Annotated in this window: 11 protein-coding genes, 1 pseudogene and 1 CRISPR repeat array; of the genes and pseudogenes, 10 read left to right on the forward strand and 2 right to left on the reverse strand. The window is 40.5% G+C overall.

Annotated features, from left to right (window positions below):
• Positions 1–5: 5 nt before the first annotated feature.
• Together DU53_RS13145 and DU53_RS02310 are read left to right on the forward strand one after the other, a co-directional pair.
• Entirely contained in the window at positions 6–902 is an 897-nt protein-coding gene (locus DU53_RS13145; protein ID WP_063727222.1) for a glycoside hydrolase family 92 protein, read from the forward strand.
• 16 nt (positions 903–918) lie between these two features.
• On the forward strand, positions 919–1983 hold the full coding sequence (locus DU53_RS02310; protein ID WP_063727224.1) for a substrate-binding domain-containing protein: 1065 nt from the start codon (positions 919–921) through the stop codon (positions 1981–1983).
• 342 nt (positions 1984–2325) lie between these two features.
• Here the strand turns inward: DU53_RS02310 and DU53_RS02315 are convergent.
• Positions 2326–3325 (reverse strand): annotated as a pseudogene (locus tag DU53_RS02315) (NAD(P)H-dependent flavin oxidoreductase).
• Between the two features lie 888 nt (positions 3326–4213).
• Between DU53_RS02315 and DU53_RS02320 the strand changes: the two are divergent.
• The 3 genes from DU53_RS02320 to cas6 are packed head-to-tail and all read left to right on the forward strand — an operon-like array spanning position 4214 to position 7324.
• Positions 4214–5335, forward strand: a complete 1122-nt coding sequence (locus DU53_RS02320; RefSeq protein WP_012744996.1) for an Ldh family oxidoreductase — start codon at positions 4214–4216, stop codon at positions 5333–5335.
• 33 nt (positions 5336–5368) lie between these two features.
• Positions 5369–6523, forward strand: coding sequence for an NADP-dependent malic enzyme (locus tag DU53_RS02325; RefSeq protein ID WP_012744997.1), 1155 nt, complete (start codon positions 5369–5371; stop codon positions 6521–6523).
• An 18-nt stretch (positions 6524–6541) separates the two neighbouring features.
• A complete protein-coding gene (cas6, locus tag DU53_RS02330) occupies positions 6542–7324 on the forward strand; it encodes a CRISPR-associated endoribonuclease Cas6 (protein WP_012744998.1) in 783 nt (260 codons plus the stop codon).
• A gap of 1054 nt (positions 7325–8378) precedes the next feature.
• Positions 8379–10002: a CRISPR direct-repeat array (repeat unit 30 nt; unit sequence GTTTGGTAAGAACCAATGTGGTATGGAAAC).
• A 245-nt stretch (positions 10003–10247) separates the two neighbouring features.
• Here the strand turns inward: cas6 and DU53_RS02335 are convergent.
• Positions 10248–11639 carry an ATP-binding protein gene (locus DU53_RS02335; RefSeq protein ID WP_012745000.1) on the reverse strand — a complete coding sequence of 464 codons (1392 nt, stop codon included), beginning with the start codon at positions 11637–11639 and terminating at the stop codon, positions 10248–10250.
• 797 nt (positions 11640–12436) lie between these two features.
• Between DU53_RS02335 and DU53_RS02340 the strand changes: the two genes are divergently transcribed.
• The 5 genes from DU53_RS02340 to DU53_RS02360 are packed head-to-tail and all read left to right on the forward strand — an operon-like array spanning position 12437 to position 19862.
• Complete coding sequence (locus DU53_RS02340; protein ID WP_063727226.1) at positions 12437–15580, forward strand: helicase-related protein; 3144 nt, start codon at positions 12437–12439, stop codon at positions 15578–15580.
• A 22-nt stretch (positions 15581–15602) separates the two neighbouring features.
• On the forward strand, positions 15603–16004 hold the full coding sequence (locus DU53_RS02345; RefSeq protein ID WP_063727227.1) for a hypothetical protein: 402 nt from the start codon (positions 15603–15605) through the stop codon (positions 16002–16004).
• Positions 15988–16275 carry a hypothetical protein gene (locus DU53_RS02350; RefSeq protein ID WP_063727229.1) on the forward strand — a complete coding sequence of 96 codons (288 nt, stop codon included), beginning with the start codon at positions 15988–15990 and terminating at the stop codon, positions 16273–16275. Before DU53_RS02345 ends, DU53_RS02350 begins: the two co-directional genes overlap by 17 nt.
• A complete protein-coding gene (locus tag DU53_RS02355; protein ID WP_153020798.1) occupies positions 16256–18811 on the forward strand; it encodes a hypothetical protein in 2556 nt (851 codons plus the stop codon). The genes DU53_RS02350 and DU53_RS02355 overlap by 20 nt, the downstream gene beginning before the upstream one ends.
• Before the next feature lie 13 nt (positions 18812–18824).
• Positions 18825–19862 carry a hypothetical protein gene (locus DU53_RS02360; protein WP_063727233.1) on the forward strand — a complete coding sequence of 346 codons (1038 nt, stop codon included), beginning with the start codon at positions 18825–18827 and terminating at the stop codon, positions 19860–19862.
• The last annotated feature ends 8 nt before the right edge of the window (positions 19863–19870 follow it).

Below are 19870 nucleotides of genomic sequence, written 5' to 3' on the forward strand. Positions count from 1 at the left end.
GAGGCTTGAAATACTACATAAAGAAAGGATATGTCCCTGCAGACAGGGTTGGTGAGGCAACCTCCAGAACCCTGGAATTTGCATACGATGATTTTTGTATAGCTCAATTTGCCAAAAAGCTCGGAAAACTCAAAGACTATGAAAAATTCATGGAAAGATCAAAAAACTACAAAAACGTTTTTGACCGTGAAACAGGGTTTATGAGAGGAAGAAAATACAACGGTCGCTGGATGGATGAAAATAACTTTGACCCAGCAAAAGTTTATAAATACTTCACAGAAGGAAATTCATGGCAATGGACTTTCTTCGTTGTTTCAGATGTGTACGGCTTAATGGGCTTAAAGGGAGGCAAAGAGGCCTTTTCCAGAAAATTGGACAGATTCTTTTCGGAAGACAGCAATGTGGATGGACCACCTGATATAACGGGTCTTATAGGTCAGTACGCTCACGGGAACGAACCTTCACATCATGCTGCATACCTTTACGTTTATGCAAACGAACCGTGGAAAACCCAAAAGATGGTCAGATATATAATGAATAACCTCTACCAAACAGGACCTGAAGGATTGTGCGGTAACGATGACTGTGGTCAAATGTCTGCCTGGTATGTTTTTAGTGCGATGGGATTTTATCCAGTTTGCCCTGGCACACCGTATTACGTCATAGGTAGCCCCATTTTTAACAAAGTGGTGGTACACTTGAATAATAAAAGGGATTTCGAAATAGTTGCTAAAAACAACTCTAAAGATAACCTTTACATATCGCGGGCCATACTTAACGATAAAGAGATAAAGAGAGCCTGGATAAATCACGAGGAAATCATCAAAGGTACGAAACTCGTATTTGAAATGTCTTCAAAACCAGATTTTTCCTGGGGACTAGAAAATGTACCCACAGAATAATGGAGGGATACTTAAATTGACACCGAAAGCTCCTTATAAACTAATCATCGACTTTCTTAGAGAAGAACTGAAAACAAAATACTCTCCCGGTGACAAGATCCCATCTGAAAACGAGCTCGCCAAGATGTTCGGAGTGAGCAGGTTAACCGCAAGAAAAGCTGTTGAAAAGCTAACGGACGAGGGCCTTCTTGTCAGAATACCGGGTATCGGAACTTTTGTCTCTGAGATCTCCAAACTTGCGAAAAACAAAGTAACTTACGTCGGCGTCGCGATTGGAAATGTTGCTGATGTAAGAGGAGAAGCGATGGTATCAAAAATAGTCAAAACGTTGAGAGACTTCTCTGTCCATGCTATATTCGTAGACATTGGAAAATGCTACTCCGAGGATTTCGAAAAAAAGCTTTCCCGTCTTCTGGACGAAAATGTCTCTGGACTTATAATATCACCTATAAAAAATCTTGAGGAAAGCCATACTTTCAAGAAGTTTATAGAAAAAAAACTACCCATAGTTTTCATAGACAGAACCATATCCGGTTTTGAAGAGATTCCTTTTGTAGAGTCAAACAACTACCACGGAGGCTATTTGCTCGGAGAGCATCTTAAAGACGTCCATGGATCAAAAAACGCGATATTTATCACCGAAGAAGGGATGGACATTTTCAGCGTTAAAGAAAGATACAACGGCTTCAAGAATGCTTTCGAAAAACATGTAGATGTTCTTTTTGTAGAGAACATAGAAGATATGCGGGACAAATTCATCAAAACAATAAAAGAAGGAAAATACGATTCCATATTCTTCTGTCACGATCTTTTAGCGTTATCCGGAATAACCTCACTCATGATGAATGGAATAAGAATTCCAGAAGATATAAGAGTAGTCGGCTTTGACGATAGAATCATATCCAAATACACCTTTCCTCACATTACCACAGTAAGACAAAACTTCAGCGAAATGGGAAAAGTGGCAGCATTGTTCATGGTAAAGTTCCTAAAGGGAGAAAAGATTCCCAGAGCCGAGCACATACCGGTAAAATTAGTGATAAGAGAATCCTGCGGTTGCTCTACAATGAATCAGCATTGAGTTTTTTCCAAGGATTATAGTCAAAAATTCAAGTATCATAACATTATAAGAACTTCGTTTCTTTCAAAACCCAAGATCCTAAATTTTTGATTCACTTTTTTCTATGATCCAATCTCCAACATCCATTCTCTCTTTTGATTTTTTAATTCCGGTTCTCGGGTCTCGGATCTCGGTTTCTCAATGTTTTTTTCGTACAACCTACAACGCACAACCCACAACGGTGTTTATCACTGCGCAGCAGTTCGGGTCAACTCCGAAGGAGTTCGTGACAATCCCGAAGGGATTCGTATCCGCCGTGAAGCGGCTTTCTCGGTCTCTCGGATTCTCTGATCTAGTGGTTTATCACACTCCCTTAAAAAGCTTTCTGATTACTTCCTTAACGGTCGTGATTTTGTTGATTTTATATCCCATAGCTCCGATAAAAGCAAACCCATCTTCAAGGTTCCCTTTTGAAGCATTCAAAAGGGCCTCGGCTATACAATATGGAGCATCTTTGACATTACACGTCTTTATACAATGAAACCCACATCTGAATGGCTTTTTCTTTCCCGCTTCAACATCTTCGATGAATTTATTCCGCACAGCCCTACCGGGTAAACCAACCGGGCTTTTGATAATCACTATGTCCTCTTTTTTAGCGTTCACGATCGTTTCCTTAAACCTGATATCCGCATCGCATTCCTCAGTTGCAATAAACGGGGTTCCTACCTGTATTCCAGACGCTCCCAACGAGAACACTCTTTTCACGTCATCAGAGCTGTATATCCCCCCGGCAGCAATAACAGGAACCTCCTTACCATACTCCCTTTTAATCTCTTCGGTAAAATCACGTATCTGAGGAATAGTCCTCTCAAGTGAAGACTCAGGATCATCGAGCTGTTCTGGACGGTATCCTAAATGTCCTCCGGCTTTTGGTCCTTCAACCACAAAAGCATCCGGTATATAGTTATGCCTTTTCAACCATCTCCTGAAAATAAGTTGAGCAGATCTCAACGAAGATACTATTGGAATCAACCTGGTTTTTGAACCCTCAACTTAAAAAAGAAGGCAGATCCAGCGGCAATCCGGCTCCAGAAATTATGACATCTATCTTTTCCTTGATCGCCGTAGTCACCATATCCTTATAATTGGTCAATGCAACCATGATATTCACACCAAGAATGCCGTTGGTTTTTTCGCGAGCATTTCGAATGATCCTTTTTAAGCCTTCTATGCTCGCCTGCTCAAAATTCCTTCTATTACCTCCCACCATCATTCCTATGCCGGCTGTGCCTATAACCCCTATCCCGCCTTCATTGGCAACCGCTGAAGCGAGATTGTCAAGTGATATACCAACAGCCATACCACCCTGTATAAGAGGAATTTTTGGCTTCAAACCCCCAATGTTTAACTTAATAACCTTCACGCTCCTTTCAAATCAAAACAAAATAAGGATTTCCGATTTCTACATTTTACTTGTTTTACTTTAGGAGAATTCTAACATAAAACCATATCCCAAAAAAAAGCCAAAAGTGATTATCAACCCCGAACTACTGACAATCTCACAATCATCAAGCAAAGCATTAACTCTAAAGTTAATAACTCACGAGTTAATTATGTCGCACCAGTAACTTCAACCACCCGTTATTAGTTATTGATTATCAGTACCTGATTCTCGAACTTTCTACACCATAAACCCAATTTTTTGAAAAACAGAGATTGTCACCCTAAGCTTGACTTGTCATCCTAAACTTGATTCAGGATCTACTGTTCTTGATTTCTCGGGTCTCGGATTCTCGGGTCTCGGATCTCGAATCTCGAATTTTATACAGCATGCTGTGCCCCTACAATAGCGAATCCTTGCCATGTAACGTAATCATTGAAAAATGTTCAGAACAGATTCTGGATAAAACATTTCCAGAATGACAGTTTTTCAACCGCGAAGCGGCTCGGAACAACCACGTAGTGGTTCGAGTCAACTCCAAAGGAGTTCGTAACAACCGCTTGCGGTTCGTGTCGCTCCATCAGCTGACAACGTCGCTCTACCAGCTGACAGCGTAGCAAGCCTCGGCTTCGCAGCAGCTATCGGTTCCCGGTTCTCGGTTTCTCGGATTCTTATCAGGAGTTCGTGTCAATCCCAAAGGGATTCGTGTCCGCTGCGAAGCAGCCCTCTCACTCAGTTCTCGTTTTTTTCTGTTCTCATGTTATATTTGAAATGTAAATAAGTTTTGAAAAAAGGAGATGTTCGTACATGGAAGTAGTTTACGACGATGTTGTCTGGTTGGATTTTGACGTTCTCGAAAACTTTATGGTCGATGTTTTTAAAGCTCTTGGAGTTCCGGAAGAAGATGCCAAAATAGTCGCAAATGTGCTTATTACGGCCGACAAACAAGGTATCGACTCCCACGGAGTCGGTAGACTTAAGCCAATCTATGTCGAAAGAATTCAGGCGGGAATCCAGAACCCCATCACAAACTTTGAAATCGTCAGAGAAAGCCCGACAACTGCGGTAGTAGATGGGCACAACGGAATGGGACATGTAATAGGCTACAAAGCCATGAAACTGGCCATAGAAAAAGCAAAAAAGTACGGCATGGGAATGGTTGCTGTGAGAAACTCCACCCACTACGGTATAGCGGGTTACTATGTTCAAATGGCTGTGGATGAAGGTATGATAGGTATCACCGGTACTAATGCGAGGCCATCCATAGCCCCCACCTTCGGCGTTGAACCCATGCTCGGAACAAACCCATTGACCTTCGGAATGCCCTCAGATGAAGAATTTCCCTTCATTCTTGACTGTGCCACGAGCGTCTCTCAGAGGGGAAAAATCGAAGTTTATGCCAGAGCAGGTAAAGAAATTCCTGAAGGCTGGGTAATAGGAGAAGACGGAAAAACCAGAACAGACACCGAACAAATCCTTGAAGACCTGAAAAAAGGAAAGGCTGCACTGGTTCCACTCGGCGGAATAGGTGAAGAAACAGCCGGATACAAGGGTTACGGTTACGCCACTGTAGTTGAAATACTCTCCGCTGCCCTTCAGGGTGGAAACTTTCTCAAAATGCTGACAGGCTTCGATGAACAGGGAAATCGTGTCCCGTATAGAATCGGCCATTTCTTTATTGCAATCAATATCGAGGCCTTTACCGAATTAGAAAACTTCAAAAAAACAACGGGTGAAATACTGAGAGCTTTGAGAAACTCAAAAAAAGCGCCGGGGGCTGAAAGAATATACACCGCCGGCGAAAAAGAATACCTGACATGGTTAGAAAGAAAAGATAAAGGTGCTCCACTAAACCACGTTCTCAGAGAACAACTCGTTCAATTAAGAGATGAATTCAATTTAGACCAGTATAAATTCCCCTGGGAATGATTATAAAAACCAGAAACATGCGGAGGGATAAAAATGGATCTCAAAGAAAAAGCACTTAAACAGCATGAATTATGGCAGGGAAAACTCGAGGTTATTTCCAAAGCGAAAGTAGAAACCTCCGAAGACCTCTCAATCGCCTACACCCCTGGAGTAGCCGAACCTTGCAGAAAAATAGCAGAAGATCCCGAAAAAGTGTATAAGTATACAATGAAAGGCAACACCGTTGCCGTAGTCACAGACGGAACGGCTGTTCTCGGTCTGGGAGACATCGGCCCCGAAGCCGCTTTGCCTGTGATGGAAGGAAAAGCGGTTCTCTTCAAAGAATTTGCCGGCATAGATGCTTTCCCGATATGCCTGGACACAAAAGATGTGGATGAAATAGTAAAAGCCGTTAAATACATTGCTCCCGGCTTTGGTGGAATAAACCTGGAAGACATTTCCGCTCCACGATGCTTTGAAATCGAAGAAAGATTGAAAGCCGAATTAAATATCCCGGTTTTCCACGACGATCAGCACGGAACAGCTATAGTCGTGTTAGCCGGAATCATAAATTCTCTGAAGATCGTCCAGAAAAAGCCAAATGAAATGAAAGTAGTGATCAACGGGGCTGGCGCTGCCGGAATAGCGATCACAAAACTCCTGATAAAATTCGGCTTTAAGCACATAATCCTCTGCGATAAACCCGGAGCCATATATAGGGGAGCCGATTGGACAAATCCTGCCCAGACAAAAATCGCCGAAATCACCAACCCGGACAACGTAAAGGGAACTCTGAAAGAAGTAATAAAGGGTGCAGACCTGTTCATAGGGGTTTCAGCACCAAACATTGTCACAGAAGAAATGATAGCTTCGATGAACAAAGACGCCATCGTTTTTGCTATGGCCAACCCTGTTCCGGAAATAATGCCGGATAAAGCAAAAGCGGGTGGTGCAAGGATAGTTGGAACAGGCCGCTCAGATTTCCCAAACCAGGTAAACAACGTCCTCGCATTCCCGGGAATATTCAAGGGGGCTCTAAAATGCCGAAAACAAATAACGGATAAAATGAAAATCGCCGCGGCTTACGCCATAGCCGGCATGATACCGGAATCCGAATTAAACGAAGAAAACATACTCCCAAAACCCTTCCAGCCTGGAATAGCAGATGCCGTAGCCGAAGCAGTCATAAAAGCAGCGGAAGAGGAATAACAACAAGGAGGTTTACAGGTGAGGATCAAAGTAATTCTCAAAGAAGCCAAAAACAAGGCTTTCAAAAGAGATCATTACCATCAGCTCGCTGGCATGATTTACAACATGATAAGAAAATCCAATCCAGAATTCTCCTCATGGCTCCATGAAAAAGGATTTATGGATGGAAACAAAAAATTCAAATTTTTCTGCTTCTCGAGGTTAATAGCTCCAAGAAATCACTACGAATACATCGGAGAAAACAAAGAATTAATCCTATTCAAAACCGATCAAGTATCTCTATACATTTCCTCACCGGTAGAAGAGTTCCTCACAAACCTGATAGAGTTTTTTCTTGCCGAGGATTACGTAAAGCTTGGGGATCACACGTTGAAAGTAGACAGCGCCAGGGCACTCACTACACCAGATTTTGGAGATAAAACTGTGTTTAAAGCAATCACACCAATAGTATTATCAAAAAGGGTTGAAGGATATAACACTCCTTTCTACATAAGAGCCTACCAATCCCCCGATGAATTCGATGAATACCTCACAAAAAACGCGAAAGAAAAATGGAAAATCTTCACTGGTCAAGAAAACGCCGACATATCCCTTCAAGTCGATAGAACATATCTCGAAAAAAAGGGAAAAAGAACCTCGTGCAAAATCAACCTCAGTCCTAACCAGACAATCATAGGATCAGTAGTCCCTGTAATTGCTATCGGAGATTCCGAGATCATAAGATTCCTATATGATGTTGGCATTGGCCAGAAAAACTCCCTGGGAATGGGAATGGTCGAATTAGCAGGATACAAATATTAAATATCAACGCAATACGTAATCATATAGTAGGGACACAGCATGCTGTATAAAATTCGAGATCCGAGACCCGAGATCCGAGAAGGCTGCTTCGCAGCGGACACGAATCCCTTTGGGATTGGCACGAACTCCTGCGGAGTTGTTTCGAACCACTTCGTGGTTGTTATAAACTGCTTCGCAGTTGAAAAAATTGACACTTAAAACGATAACTGAGATCCGAGATTCGGTATTGTAGGACACAGCATGCTGTATAAAATTCGAGATCCGAGACCCGAGAATCCGAGAAATCAAGAACAGTAGATCCTGAATCAAGTTCAGGATGACAGCTTCTGTTTATAAAGGGAGATGCCGGACACAGCGTCTGCAAGCCTCAGTCTTCGAACGTCGCTCTACCAGCTGACAGCCTCTGCAAGCGACAAATGTTTTCCATCTGCAAAGCCATTCGTCTCAATCTCAAAGGGATTCGTACCCGCCTAATTTTCATAGCAATTCTTCCATAGCGTGCTTAATTTTACATTTACATACCCGAACTCATTTCTCGAATTCAGTCACTTGACTTCACTTTGTAACAGTTCTCTGTAATGTGCTATTTTTCTATTTCACACACGTTAGTTTGCTTTCCTTATTGTCGGATCTCTGTTAAATTATATTACGTTTGTTACCGCGAGATGTTAAACGCTCGTTTTATACATCGTTAAATCGTACTATTTGCATTTTTATTAGTCGCTTTCAGAGCTTAATATATTTGTTACAGACCTTCGTCGAATCAACCGACCGGTAAAATTTTAGGTAATTCCTATCATTGATTAACTACCCACGCTATTTAGAAATTCTCTAAAATCCTTAACAGAGATCCGACAAATCCTTGGTCATTCGACTGTCAACTCGTTTACATTCACAGGGTTTACTGTACCCCTCTCCGGACAACGAATCTATATCTTATCCCTCCTTACAGATTAACTTTTTAGAAATAATTATTTCTCTCCCTATCAAAAATTCCCAAATTCCCTTGACTTAACGCATTGCTTTTCCTTATAATTTCCTTGTAATATATACTGTTTGGTAAGAACCAATGTGGTATGGAAACTCGCTTAGAAGGTGCCAAAGTCCGGTGTCTGGGTTTTGTTTGGTAAGAACCAATGTGGTATGGAAACTACCGAAAGAGCATTTCTCGTATCATTGCTCAGTGGCAGGTTTGGTAAGAACCAATGTGGTATGGAAACAGTTCGTTGATAAGATCTGGGATATCATCGTAGTGAGTTTGGTAAGAACCAATGTGGTATGGAAACTTTTGCACCACGGAAACGGAAATACAGGCGTACATCGTTTGGTAAGAACCAATGTGGTATGGAAACTTTTAAATACATCTCTACCCATTTTTTTCACCTCCCGTTTGGTAAGAACCAATGTGGTATGGAAACCTACAACCAGATAATCCTTGTTTCGCTATTATCTTGTTTGGTAAGAACCAATGTGGTATGGAAACATGTCGACAAGTGTTTTAGTCTATCTTGCTTTGTTTGTTTGGTAAGAACCAATGTGGTATGGAAACTGGGCTATGCCTTCGAAGTCTGCTAGGTCTTTTACATAGTTTGGTAAGAACCAATGTGGTATGGAAACTCCGGTATCTCTTGGCCCGGCTCGACCCTGAAATTTGCGTTTGGTAAGAACCAATGTGGTATGGAAACTCAGGTGTAATTTCCTCAAATTTGACGTTGGTTGGAAAGTTTGGTAAGAACCAATGTGGTATGGAAACCATGAAAGCTGAACATGGGTGCAAAATGGTATCTAGAGTTTGGTAAGAACCAATGTGGTATGGAAACATTATCTTTTCTGCGACTTTTTCTGGGTTGTTTGTGTTTGGTAAGAACCAATGTGGTATGGAAACTCGGATCCCCACGCTGAAACAATCAAATATCTTTCCGTTTGGTAAGAACCAATGTGGTATGGAAACTGCTGACTGGTGGGAGAAAACTACCACGGGAACTTGTTTGGTAAGAACCAATGTGGTATGGAAACGTAACTGCTAATGAAATAGCAAGTGGAGCAATTACAAGTTTGGTAAGAACCAATGTGGTATGGAAACAAAGCTACTATGATAACATCGCCATATTTTTTAACAAAGTTTGGTAAGAACCAATGTGGTATGGAAACAAAGGATCGGCGGGGGTCTTTCTTATTGTTGCTTTTGTTTGGTAAGAACCAATGTGGTATGGAAACTAAATTCGTATGAAGGGAGTGATTAATATGTTCACAGTTTGGTAAGAACCAATGTGGTATGGAAACTTTGGCAGCGGGGGTGGGAATTGAACCCACTGACCTAGTTTGGTAAGAACCAATGTGGTATGGAAACGTGTATGAGCCTTCATCATTGATGAAACTATTTGTGTTTGGTAAGAACCAATGTGGTATGGAAACTCCTTTTTATTTTACGTAAAACTTTATATTCTGACTGGTTTGGTAAGAACCAATGTGGTATGGAAACTATTTTCGATGTCCGTAAAAGTACTACCAATAAATAGTTTGGTAAGAACCAATGTGGTATGGAAACAACACACTACTCACTCCTCGCACGCCGGACATAAAGTTTGGTAAGAACCAATGTGGTATGGAAACTAATGAACCTGTTGAGCTACCCGGGAAAGCGCCTGGTTTGGTAAGAACCAATGTGGTATGAATGGCCTGTGGCCATGAGGCTTGCGGACGCTGTCAGCTGATGGAGCGACGTTCGAAGACTGAGGCTTACGACGTTGAAGTAAAAACCAATTATGCAAGCTGGCATAACAGCCTTACTTCTTAGGAGGTACCGAATCCTCGATCTCAGATTTCATCAGCCTTGCAAGCGTCAGCCTCTGCAAGCGTCAACCTTGTGAGCGTCCGGAGCGCAGCTCCGCACTTCAGCGCATGATCCTTGCGCAAAAAAATTCTATTCGAACAACTCTTCCAATGTGTAAAGCCGTATTGTTTCATCATTTTTTGCCCTCTCCAAAAGTTTGTAGGTAAAACCAGACTTTGAGAACAAAACGTATATTTTTTTCTCAGTATTGAAAAGTTCACTTTTTTCAACAAGTTTATTCAAATCAGAAATGTCAACTTTTCGATTCTGCCATTTACATTCGCCAAAAAGCATGCCTTCATTTCCTAGGCCAACAATATCTATTTCTTCCTGCCTCTTTTTGAAAGGGTTATTCCCCCACCATCTTCCAATCTTTTCAAGCCGTACGGTAAATTCTCCCTTAGCGTTTTTTCTTTTTACAAAATCCGCGCAAACCCTTTCAAATGTCTTTCCAGTATATTCGCTTAATCCAGGTAATATTTTGCTATTCAAAATATATTCACTCATACCGGTTTCTACGAGCGTACGATTTGGAAAAATGAAGGTATACCAAAATCTGAACAACTCATCTCGTATAAAGTACAATGATTTTTTTGAGTTTTCTTTTTCTGTTACAGGAATTTCTTTCCCAACAATCTCTAATTCCATCAGAATCTTTATGTACTTTCCCGTTTTGTCATTCCGCTGCCCAATTTTGTTGGCAATATCGTTGAGTCTGCTCGCCCCAAATGCAATAGTCTCTATTATTGCATTGTATAAAGCAGGTTCTCTCAACTCCTGTTTTAGAAGAAACCTCGGCTCTTCATATAAATATGCGGATGTATCCAGAAAGTTGTTCATTATATTTTGCTTTATAGAAAGAGCCTCATCCCATTTCAACAAATACTGAGGAACTCCCCCGAGTATTCCATAAGTAATGACTTTTTCTTCAGCTCCTAGTGAGGGGAAAAAATTGGAAGCTTCAAGATAATTGAATGGTTCTATTTTGAATTGCGCTGTTCGTCTCCCGAAAAGAGGACTTTTACTTCCAAGCACTTCCTTCTCCATAAAGCCTATTGAAGAACCACACAGAGCAATGAATAACTTTGAATTGGCAAATTCATGATCGATCATTCTCTGAAGTAAAGAAGGAACTTCCGGGCTTGCGTTTACCATGTACGGAAACTCATCTATTACCAACAACAATTGTTCTTTTCTGGCCCTTTCACCTATAAACCTGAAAACCTTCTCCCAGGACTCAAATGGTGCTATTGTTTCAGATAGCCCAAAATGCTCGAGCACAAATTTCGAAAAACTATCGAGCATAACCTTCTCATTCACTTCATCACATACGAAAAAAATACTGTTCTTCCCTTCAGAAAACTTTTTTAACAACGTCGTCTTTCCAACACGACGTCTTCCATAAACAACAACCAATTGAAAATTCCCCTTTTTCCAGAGTCTATCCAGTTTTTCTAATTCCATCCTTCTACCAATAAACATAGAACCACCTCGAATATTATTAACTCTAAAGTTAATAACTTACGAGTTAATTATACTACACTTTCACCTCAAACGCTAAATTTATTTGATGTTCCTGACTCCCCAGATCCGATTTTTATCTAAAATCCTGTCTCCAACATCAAATCTCGCTCTTTTGCATTTTACGCCGCAGGCCCTCCAGCAAGACCGGACTTATTCGCTACACAGCAGCTATCGGATCTCTGACAGAAATTCAGTTGTTAGTTACTAGTTGTTAGTTCCTGGTTCTTGGATTTTCTATATCCTAAACCCGATTTTTATCTAAACTCTAATCTCCAACATCTATTCTCGCTTTTGATTTTTTAATTCCGGTTCTCGGGTCTTGAATCTCGGTTTTTATACAGCATGCTGTCCCCCTACAATAGCAGATCTCGGTTCTCGGATCTCGGACTCTCGTGTTTTGGATAGTGAAAGAACCATAGTGGTATGGATGGCCTGCGGCCAGGTGAGCACGCTTCGCGTGGTTGCGACTGGCTTAGCCAGTGTTTCGAACTCCTGCGGAGTTGTCCCGAACTGCTTCGCAGTTGTAACGCGCCTGCGGCGGATTAGAACATGCTTTAGTCCGGCTCGAGGAGCCGCATAGCCGCGACGAAGGAGCGGAAGTCCACACAAAGTGTGCTAATTCTGACGTAGTCAGCACAGCGCGAATATCATTCAATATTTCAACTCGGCACTAAAGCCGGGTTTTTTGTTTTAGTGAAAAAAGTGTAAAAGTAAAACTTGGAAATCCAACAAACCTTTCCCGGAGGTGATGTTTAGTGGACGTAAAGAGCGTAATCATTCCTTTAGCGCTCAATAAGATAGAAGAATTATTCGAAAACAGAACCAATATGATCGTACTAAAAGGCTTCGAAAGAAACGATCTTTCTGAAATTCTAAGTAACAGGCCGTATATAACCTTTTTTGAAGAAGATCTGGCTCTGGATCTTGAATGGTTCTTAGGTCTTTATGATCTCCAAAATTTGATGGCCCTTTCGGAAAAGCTTAAATCAAACAAGAAAATCGTTATATCCCAGTGGTTGTATGCCTTAATCTCGAAAAACATCCCGGTGCTCTTAGAAAATCTTGGAAAAACAATCTGTCTCGAGAACTACCAGAAAACTAAGATAAAACTCTCAGATTCGGAGAAGCAACTGGTTCTAACAACAAAGCTTGGAACGCTATTTTCTGTAACATCTAATAATGAACTGATCTTAAAAGACACAGAAGGCCTATTCCCCAAAAGTGTACCAATGTATGACGAACCGGAAATAACTGAGATCTACAATCTTGACCAACTCATCGAAGCGATCAAGGGGGAAAGGGTTCTCGGTTTGAAAGTTACTGCAGACTTGAAGAAACTCCTGAAAGATGAGGGAATAAAATTTATTGAAAAATCCGAAAATATTGAAAATACGGACGTCATCATGATCACGGACAACTCTCACTCTACGAAGGAAAGACTGTTTTCCACAAGCGCTTACCTTAAATGCAATTCAATTCCTCACAAAATCATAAGGTTCTCTGGTCTGTACCCATCCGAAGAGGTTAGGAAACTCGACCTTCACAAGTATCTCCGCGAAAATTTTAAATATGAACAGTTTAGAACCTTCGAGGTTTACTCTAATTCAAAAAAGGAAAAATACAAGATCTCTCAGAAAGAGTTGATAGAATTTCTGCTCTCACAATCCCTGTCTAAGAAACCCGAAGACCTTTTCTTTGTCGCTTCCACCGGATCAGGTAAATCCCTGATCTACACCCTCACAGCCACAATATTGAAAAAACTGGACGATAAGAGCCTCACAGTCGTAATCTCGCCACTAAAGGCTCTTATGAAAGATCAGACTCATAACCTCCACAGGAACCACAACTTAACCGGAAGCGCTTACATCAATTCTGAACTAAGCTACGAAGAAAGAACTAGTATATTAGACAAAGTAAAGGAAGGCGAAGTGTTCATTCTATACATCTCACCGGAAACCTTCATCTCCACAAGCCTTGAAACCCTTTCAAGCGGCAGAACAATCAGACTTCTGGTCGTGGATGAGGCACATTTGGTTAGTACTTGGGGAAAAACCTTCAGGGTGGATTATGGTTATCTTGGTGATGAAATCAAAAGATTCAGAAAGAAAATTGATTTCCCTGTTTTTGCCACAACCGCCACAGCCATCTGGGGTGGAGAACTTGACACAATTGAAGAAATCTCAAGCTTGCTAAATCTTAGATCACCCCGAGTTATCTTTGCCGATGTTAAGCGGAAAAACATCGAAATAAAGATTGAAAAATTCGACCCCAAAGAGATCGAAGAAAACGAGTCTTTTACAACAAAGAAAATCCTTCACACATCAAAAAAGATCAAAGACATGGTTTTGAAAGGCGAAAAAACGCTGGTATACTGTCCCTTTGTAAATCATACCAAAAGAATTAAAAACATAATTGACGCCTATCCGGAAATTAGAGACCAGGTGCGAGTGTATACAGGCAAAACAAAGGATGATGAAAGAAACAAAACATACACGCTTTTTAAGAACAATACAGCAAAAGTTGTATTAGCAACAAAGGCTTTCGGGATGGGAATAGATATTCCCGATATAAGAACGGTGTACCACCATCGGGTTCCTGCAAATCTCTTTGAGTACATACAGGAAATCGGGAGAGCGGGAAGAGACGGTAAAAAAGCCACTGCTCTGACCTATTATCATCCTGTCGATCCTTCAGACAGTTACAAACTATCTCGAATATCGGTTCCGCAGGTGTGGAAATTAAAACACATAATGGAACACATCGGTTCTCTGGTAAAGGCAAGCCCTAACGGCGAAATCCTCCTTCCGGTAGATGACATCAAGCATCTTCTCGAAACAGGAAACTCAAGTAGTAAAGAAACATTGCTTGGAAGGGCAAGAACCGCCATCTTCTTACTCCAGAAAGACCTTGAAAAAAGAGTAGGAAGACCCATATTGGTAAGAAGATCAGAAGTATACAAGTACCTGTATTTCTCGGCGCCGGATGATATCGGCACTGAATTAATGGATAAATTCCAAGAAATTTACATTGTTTCAGACCAGATAAAAAGAAACAACATCACCGGTAATCACCAGGTTATAATGAGTGCAGGAAAAATCTACTCTGTTGATATAACAGAACTGTGGAAGAGAAAATTCCAGCAACTGACACTAAAAGCGTTGGTCTGGAAGTTTTTCCAGTATCCAAAGGATATTTTTGGAAAGGACATCTACCCGGTAATAAAAGTTGAAATAGATCTGCTCAAAAACAAAGAAACGATCAGCAGAATTTTCAGAAGCACTCTGGAAATCGCCTCTAAAATGGCAGAAAGTACCACAAAAGGCATAGTTGAGGAAGAATTTTCCAACACCCTCAAAGCCGAAATAAAAGAGGTTTCTATTTTAAGCGAACTGAATGATATAAATGAAAAGATGAGATCCATATTTATAAACTATCTTATCGGTTCTTATGAAAACAACAGGAACAAACTCTTCAAATCAAAGGGAACCATAGAAGAAAAGAGAATATTTGGAATTCCAAAAAGGTTCAAGCAAATTGAAAATGCCTGGTGGTCAATATTTGATGAAGTAACAAATACAGACAACTCCAAAAAAGAACTGTACATATCACCCCGTTCAGCATGCGCTGAAATCTATTACAACGTTCTGGGTGTCCTGGATATATTACAACTCGCAACTGTTAAGTACAGCGGTGGTGAGAGCTCCATTATCCATCTCAAATGCCTGGACAGAAATTACATTCTCCAAAACTACCGCAATTATCACTGTGAGTTACTCAAAACAATACGCAATCGTCTCAAAAGAGAATACGACATAGCTAAAAGCTTTTATGAGACTGAGATGAGCAGTGAAGAACGATGGGAATTCATAGAAAACTACCTTCTCAGAAAGATCCATTAAATTAAAACAGGAGGAACAAGCTATGAAAAAACTGGAAAATGAAAGAAAATTTCTTGTTCCTGAAGAAAAAGCGAAAGATTTGAAGTCAAAAGCCGTGAAAAAATGTGGAATCGTCCAGTGGTATCTTGACTCAGAAAAGACAACACGCATACGGCTGGAAATCTGGAAGGAAATTACAGGATTCAGGCACGTGTGGACAAAAACTGTAAAGGTAAAAGAAGAAGGCTCTGGAATAAGGCCTGAAACAGAGGAAACACTCGATCCCCAAGACATAAAATTAGAGGAACTAAAAGACAACCCCTTCGTAATGAAGATTCGCTATTTCCTGCAAGAAGAACACCCTGAGGTTATCCTGGATGAATTCATGCTTGAAAAACACCCGCGGACAAAACTTCGAAAAAAACTTCTTGCTCTGCGAAATTGAATTAACGCAAGATGATTCGGAAGAAAAATTCGAACAGGCAGCAAAAACCTTTGGTATAAACAGTAGCAATGAGGTTACTGGTAAGACTAAATACGAAAATGAAAACATAGCCGCCACGCCTGACAAGGAAAACAACAATCCATGGGATTACATCAAATACCTCGAAAACCGCCTTAAGGGAAAAACCGTCGTGGTTGCTCTTCAGGGGCTTTCGCTTTTTAATAAAATCACAGATAAAAATAGTGACAAAAATGACAGAGAAGCCCAATGAAAAACTAAAAGAAAAGCTAAAATACTTACTTGATCCTGATTCTATTCCAGAAGAACTAGTTTACTTTAAAGAAGAATTAAAAAAATACTTCCAAAAAGGTGCACGGTTTGACTACAAAAAGCTAAAAGGAATATCCGCCGAACTAGACAGCATAAGTCTCATAAAAGATTTAGGATATGATATCGAAAAAGTCATCATGTTTGTTTTCCCTGACGATAAAGGTAAATTCTCCAAAGATGAGAGACCAGCAGTATATGACTATCTCGAAAGATTAATCGAAAATGCCTTCGGGTTGAAAACAGAGCCGATTTCCATAATGTATTCTTCTTCAGATAAAAAATTATCATCCAATACCCTCATAACCATCTGGAATGAACTCGACAAAATCGTTGAAGATACTAAAAAAGACAAGAAGGAAATCATCGTCGATGTTGCGCCAGGACAGAAATACCCCGGAATCATGGCGGCTCTCTATTGCATTTTTAATAAGATGCCTTTCTTCTACAAGTTCGAGCACTCTGACGAAATCCTGGAGTTTCCCCCAATTCCGGCAACCTGGGATTTCAGCAGCATAGATGAAGCATTATCCGCGTTCATAAGCTTGATAGATCTCCCCACATACCGGAACGAAAAAGCTCAGTCTGAGAAAAAAGATGAAAGCATCTCATATTCACAATACGCGGTCATCCCCCAGATTTTCAGGGATATCTATAGCACTTCAAGCTCAGCAGATAAGCTTGAAAGCATTCTTCCGTTGAGCAAAATATTTGAAGAATACAAAAATGCACGAAAACTCCCCTTCGGATACGGCGAAGAGTACTTCAAGCTGATCTTGCGCGATAATCCGGATGACCATAAGAAAATAGAATACTTGAGAAAAAAGATCAGAAACGCATGGTCTATGCAGTGGATAGGAGATCAGATCCCGGAAACCGTTGAACACTCCCAAAGGCACAGTAAAAGGCTCATGGAATTCACTGTGAACCTTATAAACGCAATAGGTGAAGAGAACTTCTTAAAAGGTGTCCCGGAAGATCTCATCAGTGATTTCTATTTTGTCTTTGCCATTGCTATGAACGTACATGACCTGGGACATACCAAACTCTCTTTCAAAAACGACAAAATATCCCTGAACCTTGACGGATTGCCGAGTGTGGTAAGAGATCTCCACAACGAACTAACCTACCAGATGCTGGAAGATGAAAGCACGTATCATCTATTAGAATCAGAGAAAACAAAGGAAATAAAGAACTGGGAAAATATCGTAAAAGCGGTAAAGCTCGTATCGCGGTATCACCGTGGACACATGCCCATTGATATTGCAGACAATCTGCAGAAAGACCGAAAAAAGTCTTTAGAAATCTTCAATATAGAGACAAAACCACTGGTTGAGGTATGCAAGGAAGTATTCCCGACTAAAGATTGGCAAACCCTTACTATAATTGCTGCCCGCTGGTTGAAATTCATCGACGGAGTTGATGTACAGGCTGACAGAACAGTAGATCCAGCGTACAGGAAACTGAGAATAAAGCGAACCGCCTATGAGTTGATCAATCTGACAAAGTCTTTTATCAATGAAAATCCTGAAATATGCAAAACAAATAACCTAAACAAATTTCTTTTGGAAATCAAAGAAAAGAGCTCAATAATCTTTGAAGAAGAAAACAGCGACCACAATCTCAGAACAAAAATAGCCAAAATCGGAAAATTAATTGAGAAGACATATGTTTATCCTGAATTAAATCGAATTATAGAGAATCAAAAAGAAGGGCTGTTAAAAATCCCTGAATGGCTGAAAACTCTCGATAGAATCGCCTTCAAAGCGCTGCAATTCCCTCATTTTGAAAAGCACAACCTTGTAAGCTTCGTTTATCCAAGGTTCTATAAGAAAGATAGTATCTGCGGAAACTTCGACAAGACACTGTACTTAACTTTGAATATAAATGAAGAAGAAATTCCAACCACAGATAAAGAAGGCAAGGAACACATCCTTAAAACCCTCTCCGATATAAAAAAAGAAATTATCACCGAATTCATAAAAGCAGGCTTAAATAAAGGCGAATTCGCCATCAAAAAAATAAAAATGGAGGTTGAACCTGTGAATGAAAGAGTTCTCATAACACCCTTAGGTACGTCACCGGGCGTACTGTACACCCTGATCAAAAAACTGAACCCGGACAAAATTCTCGTAATCACTTCCGAAAAGGCAGCTGAAAAAATCCCTGAGATTTGTAAAAAAGCAGGATACGATGAATCAAAGATCTCCATATACAAACTAAATGATCCCTTTACCGGATTCGACGAAATCCAGAAAATACAGGGGAGTTTTTCCATGATAGATTGGAACCCCTTTGACGAGATAATTCTCAACCTTGCAGGCGGCACATCATTCCTCCAATACGTTGCAACAAAAGTAGTAGATGAACTGGAAAAACAAAACCATTCTGTAAAGAGAGTATTCGCCATAGACAGAAGAGCCTATACAGAGCAAAAAGAAAATCCCTACGTTGTAGGTGATGTTGTAGAGCTACCTTAAAGGAGGGAAAACAATGCCAAAACCTAAGCTAATAATTACTAATGTCGGGAATACGCTATGGCGAAAAGTATTCAAAACCGATCCAAACCACGATTCAAAAAGGCTGTGGAACGAGATAAAAAACAAAGAGTTGGAAGAATTGTGCCAGATTTCCCCGGAAATAAACAGTTTGACAAAATTCAACCTGGACGGGACAGAAAAACTCGTTTTCATCACCACGAATACGAGTGATTCCATAGCTTGTGGCGAAGCCATCACCGAATACTATCAGGATCTCGGGTTTTCAGCCGAGAAAATCATAATTGAAAACCTTAAAAACACCAAACAAAAAACAGAATTTGAAAAAGGAATAAGCGAATATGTGGATACTTTGATAAACACCATAACAAAGTACACCTACTCCCATGATAAATACATCAATGTAACATCAGGTTTTAGGTCCCTCATCCCCTACGCCACGATAATCGGAACGGTTTTCAAATGCCACATCTTTTATCTGTACGAATTCAGTACATACTTAAAATTGCTGCCGCCTTTCCCGATAGATTTGAACACTGAGATTTTCAGGGAACACGATGAATTTTTCCAGAAACTGGATAACGATCTCATCGAAAAAGAAAAGGCGATGAAAGAATTTGGTGGTTACGAAAACCTTCAGAAGCTCATCCCCGAAATTCTCTGGGAAGAGGATGGAATGATCTACCTTACCAATTTCGGCAGGATTCTATGGAGAAAATTCGACAGTGAAAATCCCCTGGCCCTCATAAGTAAAGACGTAGAAAAGGCACTCAACAAAAGTGATGAACTGAGAATTTTCCTGAGAAAATTCCTGCGGGGCGAAGGAGAATCTGACCACCATTTGCACACATACAACGGAAAAGCAAAATGTTGGAAATTTCCCGCTGAGAATTGGAGAATATTCTATATCGAAGAGCCAGGACAACCGATAAAAGTTGCCCAGATCCTGAAGCATGATGACTACGAAAAATACATAAAAGAACCTCGTGACGAGACAAAATTACAGTACAAACCCATAAGAATTAAAATCTAAAAAGGTGG

Source organism: Kosmotoga sp. DU53, from assembly GCF_001639905.1.
In the GTDB taxonomy this organism is placed as follows: domain Bacteria; phylum Thermotogota; class Thermotogae; order Petrotogales; family Kosmotogaceae; genus Kosmotoga; species Kosmotoga olearia.

Bases quoted from the DNA above. Each gene is read 5' to 3' on its own strand.
- DU53_RS02320 (WP_012744996.1), top strand. From the start codon at position 4,214: ATGGAAGTAGTTTACGACGATGTTGTCTGGTTGGATTTTGACGTTCTC.
- DU53_RS02325 (WP_012744997.1), top strand. From the start codon at position 5,369: ATGGATCTCAAAGAAAAAGCACTTAAACAGCATGAATTATGGCAGGGA.
- DU53_RS02335 (WP_012745000.1), bottom strand. From the start codon at position 11,639: ATGTTTATTGGTAGAAGGATGGAATTAGAAAAACTGGATAGACTCTGG.
- DU53_RS02345 (WP_063727227.1), top strand. From the start codon at position 15,603: ATGAAAAAACTGGAAAATGAAAGAAAATTTCTTGTTCCTGAAGAAAAA.
- DU53_RS02355 (WP_153020798.1), top strand. From the start codon at position 16,256: ATGACAGAGAAGCCCAATGAAAAACTAAAAGAAAAGCTAAAATACTTA.
- DU53_RS02360 (WP_063727233.1), top strand. From the start codon at position 18,825: ATGCCAAAACCTAAGCTAATAATTACTAATGTCGGGAATACGCTATGG.